The sequence below is a fragment of the Clostridioides sp. ES-S-0123-01 genome (assembly GCF_020658415.1).
Classification (GTDB): Bacteria; Bacillota; Clostridia; order Peptostreptococcales; family Peptostreptococcaceae; genus Clostridioides.
In genome coordinates this window covers 377809-393548 of sequence record NZ_JACVWD010000004.1, presented here as the reverse complement: position 1 = coordinate 393548, position 15740 = coordinate 377809, and the positions used below count along the sequence as shown (strand labels likewise).

Sequence of the window (15740 nt, the reverse complement as noted above, 5' to 3'; positions counted from 1 at the left end):
TTATTTATCTATTAATGTTTTTAATTTATTTGTATAAAAATTAAAAACTATATCTTTTATTTCTAATGTCATCTCTTGTATAGAAAATTTGTTTATTTTATTAGTAAAAACAAAATTATCTATTAATGAGCCACTTACTTCACTCATTATTTGTCTTTGATAATTTGGTGAATCTTTAGGAAGTAACATAAAAACCACATTCTCAATTTCTTCCTTAGAATTTAGCTTTATGTTATTTTCTAATCTTATTATTGCTAACTTCATAATATCTATTCTTTCACTCATACAGTGTAATAATAAAATCCTTGATTCTTCTATATATGGAATTGATATTTTTAATCTTTCTTCTAATGATTCTTTTATAGATATTACATCTTCACTAGATTTTACAAATATTTTTGATGAATCCATAATAAGTTCATCTAAGTTTTTACTTTTAAATTTTTTAAATTGAATTTCATCTAAAAACTGAAGAATATCTCTTCCTATGTTCATACTTTCTGTTATCTGTTCATATACTTTATTTTTATTTTTAGTATCATCTTTTACTTTTAAATCCATTAATTTGTTTTGAGCTATAGACTTTATTTTTTCTTTGATTATCAGCTCATCATCTGAACTCATAAATGGACCTACACATATATAATCTAAGTTTGTATTTAATTCTACTGTAGATACAATTAAATCGACTTCTTTTTCTTTTAAATATTCCTCATCTATGTTTATAGCTGAAATAGTTTCAAGTATATTTAGATTTGGAAATTTATTTTCAATTTTAGTCGATAAAAACCTTGAAGTTCCTATTCCAGTAGGACATGCTACAACAATATTTATATTAGCATGCATCATTAGATTTTTTTCTATGGCTGATGCAAAATGCATTGCAATATATCCTATTTCAGATTCAGGTATTGAATTTATATTTAGCTTATCTTTTATGACTTTAGAAACCTTTTCGACTCCATTATAAGCATATGAATACTTAGTTTTTATTTCATCTAAAAGGGGATTTCTTATTTCTAGTCCCATATTCAATCTGTTTATGGAAGGTCCCAGATGGTTTGCTAGGTCTTTAAATAATCTTTCATCATTTTTAAGACTTATCTTAAATTCATCTTCTGCCAAATCTATCATTTTATTTGTAATGTCCATTACTTCTATGTCATCTAAGTTTAACTCTTTATGACTTGAAGATGACCTTTGCTTTGCACCTCTAATGTGCATAGTTATATATCCAACTTCATCTAATGGTATATCCATACTAAAATCAACTGCCATACCTTTTACGATTTCCTGAGCTAATTTAAACTCTTCGGTTAAAGATAATTCCTTTAGAAAATCTTTCTCCATAGTTATATTTTCACCATTTTTTATCCTCTGTAAAGCTAATGAAATATGAACTACAAGCCCTATATATGCACTATCAGCTAAATTTACATCTAACTCTGAAAGCTTCTTTGTTAATGTACTTTCAACTTTTCTTATTATGCACTTGTCCATTAAATTTAAAAGTCTATTTTCACTTAAAATCTCTATTGCTTTATCAGTTTGTATATTCTCACTTATATTTCTGACCATATCCAATATTTCTTTTTCATTAAATGAGTCATATATAAGGTTTACATATGCTTCTCTAAAGTTTTTTTCCTGACCTTTGAGATACACACCAAGCCCTGGTTTTCTAATAAGCTCAATATCAAATCTTTCTAACCATTCACTTGCTAGTGCAAAATCATTATTTAGTACTCCTTCAGATACCTTTAATATTTTTGCAAAGTAGTAAGATTTTACTGGCTCATTAGAAACTAGTAGCTTTGATAATATAATTAAGTTTCTTTCTTCTTTGTTATATTCTTTTTCTATTTTTTCCTCTTCTAACAACTCAATTATAAAATTTTGATTTTCTGTATTCTCTTCTAAAATCAAACCTACACCTGGTTTTTTTACAAAATTAAAATCATTTTCATCAAACCATTTTTCAATTCCTGACATATCTCTAAGTACAGTTCTTGAACTTAACTCTAACTCTCCTGCAATTTCAGAAACAGTTATTGGAATATTTTTTTTAGAATTTTCTACTATCATGAGTATTATCTTTTTTTGTCTAGATGTAATCTTCTTTTTTTTCAAATTATCCACTCCTAATCAGTGGTACTTTTTATTTTTTATTTAGATTCTAATCTTTTAAACAGTATATCTAAATTGGGGTCATTTAAAAAGTTATTTATTGATACTATCTCAACATTTGAATTGTTTTTGGCAACTCTTTCAACTAATGTGTTGTGAGTTACTACTATTTGTGTATCATCTGGAAGATTATCAACAGATGAATTTGTAATTTCTATATCTAAATTCAAGTTTTTTATTCTATTTTTAAATCTAGAAGCTCCCATTGCACTAGAACCCATTCCTGCATCACATGCAAATACAATCTTCTTAATTTCATTTAATTCAAGTTGCTTTTCTTTAACTTTTTGTTCTGAACTTTTGCTTGCAGATTTCATATCACTCATCTTTGCTTTAGCTTCTTCTAAAGTACCATCTTCTTCACTTTGGTTTGCTGAAGCTCTCTTAACAAATGGTGCTGCCACTAAGAATGATACAACTGTCGCAACTGCAACCCCTGCTAATACTGGAAGTAATCCTCCTTTTGGTGCTAGTGCCATAAGTGCAAATATACTTCCTGGTGATGGTGCTGCTACAAGTCCAGCTCCTAATATTGAAAAAGTTAATATTCCTGCTGCTCCACCTGCCATTGTAGCTAATATTAAAACTGGATTCATTAATATATATGGGAAGTAAATTTCATGGATACCACCAAGGAAATGTATTATTACTGCTCCTGGTGCTGATTGTTTTACACTTCCTCTACTAAACATCCAATATGCTAATAGAACACCTAAACCTGGTCCAGGGTTACTTTCTAATAAGAACATTATAGATTTACCTGCTTCTTTTGCTTCAGCTATACCTATAGGACCTAATATACCATGATTTATTGCATTGTTTAAGAACAGTACCTTTCCAGGCTCTATAAATACCGAAACTAAAGGTAATAAACTTTTGCTAACTATAAATTGCACTCCTGATTCTATAAGAGCTGTACCTGCTACTATAGCTGGTCCAATTGCATAAAAACCTAATATTGCAAGAAGCATACCTATTATACCTATTGAAAAGTTATTTACTAACATCTCAAATCCTGTTGGTATTTTACCATCTACAAGTTTATCAAACTTCTTGATTACCCATCCTGCAAATGGTCCCATTATCATTGCTCCAATAAACATTGGTATATCAGCTCCAACGATTACTCCCATCGCTGCTGCTGCACCTATTACTCCGCCTCTTTGCCCTGCTATAGCTTTACCACCAGTATATGCTATCAATAGTGGTAAAAGATATTTTATCATCGGATCGCCTATAGTACTTAATTTTTCATTTGGCATCCACCCTGTTGGTATAAATAATGCTGTTATAAGACCCCATGCTATAAAAGCTCCTATATTTGGCATTACCATCCCACTTAAAAACTTTCCTACTCGCTGTATAGATGTCTTTATTGTCGATTGATTAGAACTGCTCATAATTTTACCTCCATTTGAATTATATTCTATATCGATATGATTCCCTTTTGTTATACTTTTATTATAGAGTTTATATTTTATAGTAACAACTTTAAGAAATCGTTTCTATGTCACTTAAGATAATGACATTTGTCACTTTAGTTTTTGTTTAATTTTATTTATGTAGTATTTTAAATTAAGAATTTAATGAAATAAATTTTTTAGAGACACTTTTGGACATACTAATATAGATTTAATTGACTTATACTTTCAATAAAAAATACTATATACTTAATATTAACAACAGGAGTATATAGACATAATGTAAGATATTATATAATAAGAATTAACTTCAAATTAGCTACCACCTTAAATAAAACATTATTTAATATACAGTTTGATTGTATAAAGCAACATATATTAAACAGATTCAGTTAAAATAGTTTAAATTTTTCAAAAATCTCAATATCTGACAAAATACTTTAATAAAATTAAAGAATAAGTTATAATTAATACTATCAATTATAATAAAGTATAAAAATATAAGGAGTGATTAAAAAATGGCGTTTTATTTTGATACACCATCACATACTTTCAGTGAATACCTACTTGTACCAGGTTTCTCTTCTACTGACTGTATACCTGCTAATGTAAGTTTAAAAACACCTGTTACTAAATTTAAAAAGGGCGAGGAAGCAGATATTCATATGAATATACCTTTAACTTCTGCTATTATGCAATCTGTTTCTGATGACAAGATGGCTATTGCACTTGCTAAAGAAGGTGGCATCTCATTTATATATGGTTCTCAATCTATTGAAAGTGAAGCTGCTATGGTAGCACGTGTTAAATCTCATAAAGCTGGATTTGTTGTGAGTGATTCAAATATTAAACCTGACAATACATTAAAAGACATACTTGAACTAAAAGAGAGAACTGGTCATTCTACGGTTGCAGTTACTGAAGATGGTACTTCAACTGGTAAATTATTAGGTATTGTTGCAAGTCGTGATTATCGTATAAGTCGTATGGACTTAGACACTAAAGTTAGTGAGTTTATGACTCCTATGTCGTCCATAGTTTATGCTAACAAAGATGTTACTTTAAAAGAAGCAAACAATATTATATGGGACCATAAGCTTAATTCTCTTCCTGTACTTGATGACAATGGTAATCTTGTATATATGGTATTCCGTAAAGATTACTCTTCTCATAAAGAAAATCCACTTGAACTTTTAGATTCTTCTAAAAGATATGTAGTTGGAGCTGGTATCAATACTAGAGACTTTGCTGAGCGTGTTCCTGCTTTAGTTGAAGCTGGTGCTGATGTTTTATGTATAGACTCTTCAGAAGGTTTTTCTGAGTGGCAAAAAATAACTCTTGATTTTATTCGTGAAAAATACGGTGATACAGTTAAGGTTGGAGCTGGGAATGTAGTTGACCGTGAAGGATTCCTTTACCTTGCTGAAGCTGGTGCTGACTTCGTTAAAGTTGGTATTGGTGGTGGTTCTATATGTATCACTCGTGAACAAAAAGGTATAGGACGTGGACAAGCTACTTCTATAATTGAAGTTGCTCAAGCTAGAGATGAATACTTTGAAAAAACAGGTATTTACATTCCAATTTGTTCTGATGGTGGTATTGTTTATGACCATCATATAACTTTAGCCTTAGCTATGGGTGCTGATTTTATAATGCTTGGTAGATATTTCTCTCGTTTTGATGAGAGTCCAACTAATAAGGTTAATATAAATGGTAGTTACATGAAAGAGTATTGGGGAGAAGGTTCTGCACGTGCTAGAAACTGGCAAAGATATGACCTTGGTGGAGATAAGAAACTTTCTTTTGAAGAAGGTGTTGACTCTTATGTTCCTTATGCTGGTTCTTTAAAAGACAATGTGACACTTTCTCTAAGTAAGGTTCGTTCTACTATGTGCAACTGTGGTGCTCTTAGTATCCCTGAACTTCAAAAAAATGCTAAGCTAACACTTGTATCTTCTACTAGTATCGTTGAAGGTGGAGCTCATGATGTTATGCTAAAAGATAACAGAAACTTATAATATAAACAAAAGTGTAGTTAATTGTAAAATCAACTACACTTTTTATTTTAATATAAGCTATTATTTATGAGTTATTATTTAACTGTAAATTCAAGAAGCTTACTTTTAAGTTCATTTTCTATTTTTGATAATTCAACTTCTGCTTCCTGTCTCTTTATTCTACCATCATTTTGTATCTTAACTACTTCATCAATAGTTGATATTAAAGATTGATTAGTTTTCTTAATTGTATCTATATCTACAATTCCTCTTTCTGATTCTTTGGCTGTTTCTATTGTTCCCATTTTCAATGTCTCTGCATTCTTTAGTAGAAGTTCATTTGTCATATTACTAACTTCACGCTGTGCTTTCATAGCTTGATTCAAATGAGATATTCCAAGAGCAAGTACTATTTGATTTTTCCACAATGGAATAGTATTTACTATAGTAGATTGAATTTTTTCTGCCATTAGATTATTGCTATTTTGAACCAATCTTATCTGTGGAGCCATTTGAAGTGATACCATTCTAGTTAATTCTAAGTCATGAATCTTCTTTTCAAATCTGTCACAAAGTGAAACCATATCGTTTACAGATTGAGCATCTTCTGTTGAACCAGACAGACTTGCTCTTTCTCTTAATTTTGGCATCTCAATTTCTTTCATATCTTTTAGCTTTTGTTTCCCTGCTATAATATACATTGTAAGCTCTTTTGAATAAGCTAAGTTTAATTCATACATTTTATCAAGCATTGCTATATCTTTCAATATTTTAACTTGATGCTTTTGAAGTTCTTTACTTACTTTGTCTACATTTACTTCTGCGCTATCATACTTAGTTTTTAAATTTGAAATTTTATTATTTGCCTTTTTAAAAATTCCTAAAAAACCACCTTGTTCTTTTTCGTCAGCTGAGAATGATTTTAAATCAGTAACTAGATTTGTAAGCATATCACCAACTTCGCCTAAATCTCTAGTTTTAACACTCTTTAAAGCGGTTTCCGAAAATCCCGCTACCTTTTTTTGAGCCCCAGCTCCATATTGCAAAATCATATTTGTATTTGTAATATCTATTTTTTCTGCAAACTCTTTTACCATTTTACGCTCAGCTTCTGATAGTTTTTCTTCTTCTGGGTCTTTTTCATTCTTTTTCATTAATAGGTCAGAATTATTTATATCATTTGTTTTTGTTTCTTCACCAAATGGGTCAAGTGTTAGTGTTGGCATAACTGGTATATCATCTAAATTATTCATTCTATAGTTCTCTCCTCTTCCTTCATAAAGTACTAATTATATACTTATATCTTACATATTTTTATCCTTCATAACTACTTAACTGTTCAAAAATAACAGAATATTTTTTATATTACAGTTAAAACTTTCCACCTGTTAATCCCTCTTGAACTAACATATTTTCTAAAACAGTAATATCTGTAGATATGTCAATAGCTTCATCCTCAAATAGAGAATCCAGTTGGTTTTCAAAAGCCACTACAATTGTACTCATTGTACTTTCAATGCTTTCCATAGTTGTTGTTATATTTTCTCTGTCTATTCCTTGTTCTTCCAATATATGATATGAATTTAAAAGCTTTAAAGTAGTTGGAATATAATAATCCATAAATTTTTGTATCTGAATAAGTTTTGATGGGTCATGTTTTACAACATCAAATATTTTACTTGTAACATCTTCTACTTGTATAATTTTCTTGCACATTGATTCTGATTTAATATTTTCATTAGCCTCTTTTATTTGTCTCAAATAGTCCATTCCCTTTTTAATAATCATATCAGCTTCATTGCTATTCTCAACTTCATCTTCTTCAACTTCATATACTACATCTTCATATGTTGGTGGAACTCCATCTTCATTTGTCAATACAATTTGATTATTTCTTTTATCAATATAAGTATTTATAAAGTAATTTTTATCTATCATCTTTTGCACATCTTTTATTATAAATTTTAGTGATTTAGATGTACTTTCTGCAATAAGTTCTACTGGAATAATATTTTTATTACTTATGATTGTACAGTATTTTTTATAACGAGAAATTTGGTCTCCTAATCTTTTACCTTTAAAAATACAAACTCCACCTATTATTAAGAATAAAGCACATACTTGAATAGGAAGTATAACTGCCCATCCAATTATAATTGAAATAGTTGACAATACTAAGGCTGATAGTGTAAATAAGCCTACTAGACCCCATCCAACGATCTTCAAAAACTTACTTAAAAACGAATTTATTAATACAGATTTTTTAGAAAAATTCTCTGGTTTATACATGATTTATATCCTTTCATTTTTACTAATATTATTATTATATTTCAGTTTGATTATACAATTACTTACTTATTACTGTCAAGGAATTTGAAATTCTACAAATTATTTCAAATAAAGTAATAGCATTAAATGTAAGTACATTTTCTAACTAAAAATGTACTTACATTTAATGCTATACAAAAATAAGAGAACTTAATTTTAAGTAAATTTAAGCCCTCTCATTTTTTATATTTATATAATTATCATTATTTATCTCATCTATACTTAATCCAAATAAAAAATTATATTAATAAAGATTTGCAAATATCTCTCTTATTTCTTCTCTACTAAGTTCTACATAATTATTGGCAAGTAATCTCTGTTGATTGGCTATCGTACTATCAGTAAATTCATCTATCTGACTTTCTACCATTCCATACTCTCTTAGAGCTTTCTTAGTTATTAATTTGTTTAAGAATTTCTCTAATTCTCCATAAACGTCACAATTAGAGTCACATTCAAGAGCATCTGCTAAAATTTTTGTACATTGCGTAATCTTTCCATTAGGATTTTTTCTAGAGTACATCTTAAATACTTCAGTAAAGAACTGATAATTTGCTTCCCCATGTGCAACATGGAAAGCTGCACCTATCGAATAAGATAAAGCATGCACTGCTGCACAACCAGCATTTCCAAAAGCAATTCCTGCATAGTTTGATGCAAGTACAAAGTCCTTAAGATGATTGAATCTCTCTTCTTCTCCTTTATCCACAATCTTTTTATATCCATCCATAATCATTTTTATAGCCTGTAAAGAATATATTTCTGTAAATGGACTTGCTTTTGGAGATAGATAAGATTCAATAGCATGTATAAGAGCGTCCACTGAACTTGTTACAAAAAATTTATAAGGCAATCCTTTTACTGACTCTGGAATTAATACTGCATAATCTGCATAAGTTTCTTCTACTGCAAGACCCTTTTTAGTATGCTTAGATTTTAACTCTGCAATGGCTACATTTGTTACTTCACTTCCTGTACCACATGTTGTAGGAACTACCACCAATTCTTTTACTTTTTTAGGTGCTACTTCTCCTTCAAATAAGTCAATAGACTTCTCTGGAACATCAAGTGCTAATATCTTGCATATATCAACTATTGTACCTCCTCCAAAAGCGATAATTCTATCGAAATTGTATTTCTTCATTTCTTTTGTCATAGAATCTATCATTTCATCGGATGGTTCACCTGTTCCAAATTTTTCTTGGAAAATTAGATTGGTATCTATTCCAAGAGGCTTCATATATGGTTCATATATAAATTCATTTGTAATTACTAAATCATTTTTTCCTATTTTAAATTCTTCATTGAATTCTTTAAATGTATCAAAATAAAATATTTTTGGAACTACTCTAAGTGCTTCCATACTTAACACCCCTCTACTATTAATATTTCTCCTTAAATCGTTTTTCAAACTCTAATGCTAGATTTTCTCTTACACTTGGATGAGCAATATTGATTAAATTTCTTGCCCTTTCTCTAAGAGATTTCCCTTTTAGTTCTGCTATACCATACTCAGTTACAACATAGTCAATATCATTTCTAGATGTTGTTATAGGAGCACCTTCATCCACAATAGAGACAATTTTTGAAATTACTGTCCCATCTTTTTTTGTAGTTATTGAAGGCATTGCTATAATTGCCTTTCCATCTTCTCCCATAGATACTCCACGTATGAAGTCAACTTGACCTCCAACTCCACTAAATTGTCTAAGACCCATTGCCTCTGCAACTACCTGTCCCATCAAATCAACTTGTATAGCAGAATTTATAGACACCATTTTATGTTGTTTCATTATAACTGCTGGATGATTTACATAGTCTACAGGTTTCACTTCAACTACTGGGTTATTATTAGCAAAATCATATAATTTTTTAGTTCCCATTAAAAATGTAACTGTCATTTTTTCTTTATCAAAATTTTTATATTTACCATTTATAACACCTTTTTCATAGAGAGCTAGGGTTCCATCTGAAATCATTTCTGAATGAATTCCTAAATCTTTTTTATCTGTTAAAAATAGCATAACTGCATCTGGAATTCCACCAATTCCAAGTTGTAAAGTAGAACCATCTTCAATTAGAGAAGCACAATTTTTACCTATTGCTTCTTCTACTTCTCCAATCTTAGCAGGTTGCAGTTCATATAAAGGTTGTGACTTTTCAACTATATAGTCAAACTCTGATACATGAACTACTTCACCATAAGTTCTAGGAAATTGGTCATTTACTTGAACAATTACTGTTTTAGCAGTTTTAATAGCTTCATAAGTATAATCAACTGATGTTCCTAGGCTACAATACCCATGTTCATCTGGTGGAGTTACCTGAGCTAAAACAACATCACATTTTAATCTTTTCTCTCTAATTAATTTTGGTACTTCATGAAAGAATGCAGGAGTAAAATCTCCATCTCCATTTTCAATTGCCTTTCTTACATTTCCACTTACAAACATTGGATTTACTCTAAAGTGAGTTTCCATTCCCTCACCAGTATATCCACCACTGCCTAGACTTACCATATGCTTAATCTCAACATTTTTATACTGTTTTGCATTTTCAATCATTGCCTCTACTAGTGCAGGTGGCTCACCTACACAATGTGCAAATACTACTGTATCCCCATCTTTAATATGCTTTACAGCCTCTATAGCAGTACATAACTTACTTTGATACAATTCTCGCCAATTCAATGAAATCACCCCATCTAACTCTTATTTAAGCCTCACAAATCGCTGATTCTATTATATTTATAGCTCTTTCTATATGACTAAAATCCCAAATTTTAATATATGATTTCTTAACTTTATATTGTTGGTAGGATGCACATAAAGTTGTGCATCCTCCAATTATAAGTAATAAATCATATTCTACATCTTCTTCTGCTACGCTAAAATCTACTCTACCATTGAAGTGCTCTTTGATTATTGCTAGAGCCTTCCCTCTTTCGTATCTAGGGTTACAGCCCCCACAAAATCTAACTCCACAGGTCATGTGTAAATTCTCCTTCTAAAATCTCTTTTTATAACTCAAACTACTACTTTATAATCATTCTTATACGATATATTTTTTCATTAATTAGTATAAGTCAATATATTTTCCCATTTATATATCAACTTTTTTATATATTAACTTTTTATAAATTTAGAGCTTTTTCTTTTTTTATTCCTGCAATTGTCTTAGCTAATTCTTTCTTCTGATTTATATTTCCTTGTCTTGAAATCATTATTCTTTGTGCCTGTGGTGAACCTGCTCCATGCATTGACTCAGTTCTATAACCAACAGCAGATGAGCCAAGACATATATTTTCTAAGAATCTTAATATTCTCATTCTTTCTTCTGTTGAAGCTACTGAAGAAGCTTTAAAATATTTATTACATACTTCACCTATTGTCATTCCACTTGTTCCAACTTTTAAATCTGACTTGAAGTCTTTTTCTGAAGGCATAGTAACCATAAGCCCACCAGCTATATCTTCTGCAAGTCTCACTATTTCATAAGGGAATCTAGTTACATTTTGTTTACATACATTTGCAAGAAGTAAATCTATTTGATAGTTTCCAGCCTCTGTCTTATGTCCTTCTGATGAACATGCTATACCACAACAATATAAGCTTTCATTAAGGTGAGTCATTTCTATTAATTTATCTTTTATATGAGAAGCTTTGTTTGCTCCATTGTAATCAGCTGCTAAAGCTGCTGCTCCTATTATTACATCACCTACTCCAACTTTACATCCACCATAACTTTGTCTATGATATCCAGCAAATCTTTCTACCAACATACCAGAGAAATCCCACTCTCCGCATAAGAAGATTCTATCATTTGGAACAAATACATTATCAAATACTACTAGAGCTTCTTGACCTCCAAACTCTTTATTTCCTAAGTCAACATCTGCTCCCTCTTCTAATTTTCTAGTATCACAAGATTGTCTTCCATAAATCATAAATACACCTTCAGCATCTGAAGGAACTGCAAATGATACAGCATAGTCTTTATCTGCTTCAGTCATGCTTATAGTAGGCATTATAAGATGTTCATGTGAATTTATTGAACCAGTTTGATGTGCTTTTGCTCCTCTTACCACTATTCCATCTTCTCTTCTTTCAACTATGTGAAGAAACATATCTGGGTCAGGTTGAGCACTAGGTGATAATGCTCTATCTCCCTTAGGGTCAGTCATAGCTCCATCAACTACTAAATCGTTTTCTTGTATATAAGTTAAGTATTTTACAAAATTATCATGATAATTAGTTCCATGCGCTTTGTCGCACTCAAATGTTGTTGAATATACCGCATTAAAAGCATCCATACCTACACATCTTTGGAAACAAGAAGCTGTTTTTTGACCACATAGTCTTTGCATTTTAACTTTTTTTATCAAATCATCAGTACTTTGATGAAGATGACCAAATCTATTTATTTTTTCTCCTGTAATATTTGAAGTAACTGTCATTAAATCTGCATATTCTGGGTCATGTGCCAAATCATAAGTAGCTGCTACACAATTTATAGATGGTCTAATCATTGGATGGTCAACCCAATTTTTAACCTCTTCACCAAACATATAAACTTTAGTATTTAATTTTCTCAAACTTTCAATATATTGAGCTCCTGTCATTAATGCCATAATAAAACCACTCCTTCTCTTTTATAATAATTTTTATTTATGTTAATTTATAATACTTCCTTCTTTTGTTCGTCTTTCAATCTTCTAAATTTACTTCAATATTTTAAATTAAATTCATTTTTAGTTTAGATTCATTCTAAATTAAAATATATTTCTATTTTAATTTAGAATGAATACTTTTTTATATTTGAATTTTATCCCCAAAGTTCTTCATCTGTAGGTACTTCATTTTCTGGCATATAATAAGCAATTCTAGAAATATTAATTAAATGTTTGTAGTCAAGATTTTCAGAAATACTATTATTTCCCCAAGAACCACAACCTAAGGTATTTGTAGGTGCAAGACCATTAAAGAAGCTTCCTCCAGCACTTGTAGCACAACATTGATTAATTACAAATCTTGATACTTCTATATTTTCTCCTGCATATTCTATGTTCTTAATTGTATTTGAATGTATAGATACACTATGTCCTTTTCCTTCTACATTTAGATTTGCTTTTGCAATAGCTACTCCTTCTTCAAAGTCTTTATACTTATATGCAGATATAACTGGACACATTTTTTCTTTTGCAAGTATGTCTTCTTCACCTGGTCCATCTGCTTCTATTACTATTATTTTTGTATCTTTTGGTATTTCAACTCCTGCAATGTTTGCGATTGCATGAACTGATTGTCCTACTGCATCTTTATTCATAGATTTATTCACAAACATGGCATTTCTAAAAGCTTCTTTTTGTGCATTATCTCTAACTATAAATCCTTTGTTACTTTCAAATTCATCCATTATTTTATCAAACATTTCTTCTGCCACTATCACTGATTGCTCACCTGAGCAAATTATACCATTATCAAATATTCTTCCAGCTATGATTTTAGGTACTGCTTCTTTAATATCTACATCTCTGTCTATAATACATTGGACATTTCCTGCTCCTACACCAAGAGCTGGTTTTCCACTTGAATATGCAGCTCTTACCATTCCCATTCCACCAGTAGCAATTACTACATCTGCTGATGAAATTAAATTTCTCGTATTTTCTCTTGATTGTTGGTCAAGTATTTGTATTAGATTTTCTGGTGCTCCTATTTTTTCTAATTCTTCATTAATCATATCAACAGTCTTAGTACTACATCCAATTGCTTTATGATGTGGTGTTATAATAATTGCATTTCTTCCCTTTAATGCAAACATGGCATTACTCATAGGTGTAACTATTGGATTTGTACAAGGAGTTATTGCTGCTACAACTCCAATTGGTTTAGCTACTTTTGTTATTCCTGTTTCTCTATCTATATCAATTATACCAACTGATTTCTTATCTTTTAAATTATTATATATAACTTTCGCTTTACTTTTATTTTTAGCTACTTTATCTTCATATACACCCATTCCAGTTTCTTCTACTGCAAGTTTAGCTAAATATTCGGCGTTATAGTATACTACCTTTCCAACTATCTTCACTATTTTATCCACTTGTTCTTGAGTATAACATTCAAACTCCCTTTGAGCTTTTCTAGCCCTCTCAATGTATCCATTAATATATTCTTTGCTTAAATCTTCAAAGTTTTCTACTGCTTTTTCCATTTTTAATATTCCTCCAATTTATTAAATATTTTTATAATGCACTTTCAAAAGTTTCTGACTTCTTCATTGTACCTGTACTCATAAATTTACTATGCCATGATAAAGCTTCGTCTAATATATGAGGAGTTTGTTTTGCTCCATTTTGACATGCTCTATTTAGGTAATCCATAAGTTGATCTTTATAATCTGGATGAACACAATTTTCTATTATCTTAATAGCTCTTTCTCTAGGTGCAAGACCTCTTAAATCAGCATATCCTTGTTCTGTTACAATTACCATTACATCATGTTCAGTGTGGTCTACATGAGATACCATAGGTACTATTGATGATATATCACCATTTTTTGCAATTGATTCAGTACTAAATATAGTTATGGCTCCATTTCTAGCAAAATCACCAGAACCACCGATTCCATTCATCATCTTTGAACCCATGATATGAGTTGAGTTTACATTTCCATAAATATCAACCTCAATTGCAGTATTCATTGCAATTACACCAATTCTTCTAGCTATTTCTGGGTTGTTACTAATCTCTTGAGGTCTCAATATAATCTTATCTTTAAAGAAATCTATATCATTTTCAAATTTTATTAATCCTTCTGGTGATGGGCTTACAGATGTAGTTGATGCCATTGTAACTTTACCCATTCTTATTAAGTCCAACATAGAGTCCTGCACAACCTCTGTATAACAAGTTAAATTCTCAAATTCAGATTCACATAGTCCATATAAAACTGCATTTGCTACACTTCCTACACCAGATTGAAGAGGAAGTAAATTTTTTGACAATCTACCTGATTTTACTTCTTCTCTAAGAAATGCAATAATATTATTTGATATTTTTTTTGAAGCTTCATCTACAACACCCAATGGACGTGTTTTATCTTGCATATTAGTGATTACTATTCCTGCAATCTTATCTAAACCACAAGGTATATATGTCGTTCCGATTCTATCTTTAGGATGATTTATTTCTATTGGTTTCCTGTTTGGCGGATTTTCTGTAATATATATATCTGCCATACCTTCCATCTCCATTGGTTTTGCCAGATTTATTTCAACAATTACTTTGTCTGCACTTTTTACAAAAGATGGTGAATTTCCTATCCCACTAGTTGGTACAATATCTCCATTTTCAGTTATGGCAAGTGCTTCTATTATCGCTACATCCACTTTAGGTATAGTTTTATAGTTTAAAAATTGAGTAGAATGACTTAGATGCATATCTATATAATTGACATCACCTTTATTAATACTGTTTCTAAGTATTGAATTAGTTTGATAAGGAAGTCTTCTTTCAATTATTCCTGCTTCTGCCCATGCTCCATCTACTTCTGGTCCTAAAGATGCTCCTGAATATACAGTCAATTTTATCTTATCTCCACTTTTTACCCTTTCTGAAACCGCTAATGGTACTGCTTTTGGGTAACCTGAAGGTGTGAATCCACTAAGTCCAACAACCATCCCATTATTTATAAGTTTAGCAGCTTCATCTGCATTCATAATTAAATCACATAACTTTTTATTTCTTAATCTTTCGCTTAGTTCTTCAAATACTCCTTCATTATTCATAAATATCCCCCCATA

11 protein-coding genes are annotated in these 15740 nt (G+C 30.3%); 1 reads left to right on the top strand and 10 read right to left on the bottom strand.

All coding sequences use genetic code 11. The annotated features are described in order from the left end of the window. Both IC175_RS11710 and IC175_RS11705 read right to left on the bottom strand, forming a co-directional pair. Complete coding sequence (locus IC175_RS11710) at positions 1–2139, bottom strand: BglG family transcription antiterminator (protein ID WP_227432701.1); 2139 nt, start codon at positions 2137–2139, stop codon at positions 1–3. A gap of 26 nt (positions 2140–2165) precedes the next feature. Continuing rightward, positions 2166–3587 (bottom strand): PTS mannitol transporter subunit IICB, encoded by a 1422-nt coding sequence (locus IC175_RS11705; protein ID WP_227432700.1) that lies wholly within the window; start codon positions 3585–3587, stop codon positions 2166–2168. A gap of 539 nt (positions 3588–4126) precedes the next feature. Between IC175_RS11705 and IC175_RS11700 the strand changes: the two genes are divergently transcribed. Beyond that, positions 4127–5626, top strand: a complete 1500-nt coding sequence (locus IC175_RS11700) for an IMP dehydrogenase (protein WP_227432699.1) — start codon at positions 4127–4129, stop codon at positions 5624–5626. Positions 5627–5700: 74 nt separating this feature from the next. Here IC175_RS11700 and IC175_RS11695 read toward each other — a convergent pair whose 3' ends face one another. The 8 genes from IC175_RS11695 to IC175_RS11660 form a co-directional block, all read right to left on the bottom strand. Then, entirely contained in the window at positions 5701–6858 is a 1158-nt protein-coding gene (locus IC175_RS11695) for a toxic anion resistance protein (RefSeq protein WP_227432698.1), read from the bottom strand. A gap of 118 nt (positions 6859–6976) precedes the next feature. Beyond that, positions 6977–7894 (bottom strand): 5-bromo-4-chloroindolyl phosphate hydrolysis family protein, encoded by a 918-nt coding sequence (locus IC175_RS11690; protein ID WP_227432697.1) that lies wholly within the window; start codon positions 7892–7894, stop codon positions 6977–6979. 283 nt (positions 7895–8177) lie between these two features. Continuing rightward, a complete protein-coding gene (locus IC175_RS11685) occupies positions 8178–9296 on the bottom strand; it encodes a 4-hydroxybutyrate dehydrogenase (protein ID WP_227432696.1) in 1119 nt (372 codons plus the stop codon). A 19-nt stretch (positions 9297–9315) separates the two neighbouring features. Beyond that, positions 9316–10632: an acetyl-CoA hydrolase/transferase family protein gene (locus IC175_RS11680; RefSeq protein WP_413926662.1), complete on the bottom strand. Its 1317-nt coding sequence runs from the start codon at positions 10630–10632 to the stop codon at positions 9316–9318. 16 nt (positions 10633–10648) lie between these two features. Beyond that, the gene (locus tag IC175_RS11675) at positions 10649–10924 is read right to left on the bottom strand and encodes a hypothetical protein (protein WP_227432694.1); all 276 of its coding nucleotides are present in this window, start codon (positions 10922–10924) and stop codon (positions 10649–10651) included. A gap of 142 nt (positions 10925–11066) precedes the next feature. Beyond that, positions 11067–12563 (bottom strand): 4-hydroxyphenylacetate 3-hydroxylase family protein, encoded by a 1497-nt coding sequence (abfD, locus tag IC175_RS11670; RefSeq protein ID WP_227432693.1) that lies wholly within the window; start codon positions 12561–12563, stop codon positions 11067–11069. Between the two features lie 194 nt (positions 12564–12757). After that, positions 12758–14149 carry an aldehyde dehydrogenase family protein gene (locus IC175_RS11665; protein ID WP_227432692.1) on the bottom strand — a complete coding sequence of 464 codons (1392 nt, stop codon included), beginning with the start codon at positions 14147–14149 and terminating at the stop codon, positions 12758–12760. Positions 14150–14180: 31 nt separating this feature from the next. Next, on the bottom strand, positions 14181–15725 hold the full coding sequence (locus IC175_RS11660) for an acetyl-CoA hydrolase/transferase family protein (protein ID WP_227824131.1): 1545 nt from the start codon (positions 15723–15725) through the stop codon (positions 14181–14183). Positions 15726–15740: the final 15 nt, after the last annotated feature.

Bases quoted from the DNA above. Each gene is read 5' to 3' on its own strand.
- IC175_RS11705 (WP_227432700.1), bottom strand. From the start codon at position 3,587: ATGAGCAGTTCTAATCAATCGACAATAAAGACATCTATACAGCGAGTA.
- IC175_RS11700 (WP_227432699.1), top strand. From the start codon at position 4,127: ATGGCGTTTTATTTTGATACACCATCACATACTTTCAGTGAATACCTA.
- IC175_RS11695 (WP_227432698.1), bottom strand. From the start codon at position 6,858: ATGAATAATTTAGATGATATACCAGTTATGCCAACACTAACACTTGAC.
- IC175_RS11690 (WP_227432697.1), bottom strand. From the start codon at position 7,894: ATGTATAAACCAGAGAATTTTTCTAAAAAATCTGTATTAATAAATTCG.
- IC175_RS11685 (WP_227432696.1), bottom strand. From the start codon at position 9,296: ATGGAAGCACTTAGAGTAGTTCCAAAAATATTTTATTTTGATACATTT.
- IC175_RS11675 (WP_227432694.1), bottom strand. From the start codon at position 10,924: ATGACCTGTGGAGTTAGATTTTGTGGGGGCTGTAACCCTAGATACGAA.
- abfD (WP_227432693.1), bottom strand. From the start codon at position 12,563: ATGGCATTAATGACAGGAGCTCAATATATTGAAAGTTTGAGAAAATTA.
- IC175_RS11665 (WP_227432692.1), bottom strand. From the start codon at position 14,149: ATGGAAAAAGCAGTAGAAAACTTTGAAGATTTAAGCAAAGAATATATT.
- IC175_RS11660 (WP_227824131.1), bottom strand. From the start codon at position 15,725: ATGAATAATGAAGGAGTATTTGAAGAACTAAGCGAAAGATTAAGAAAT.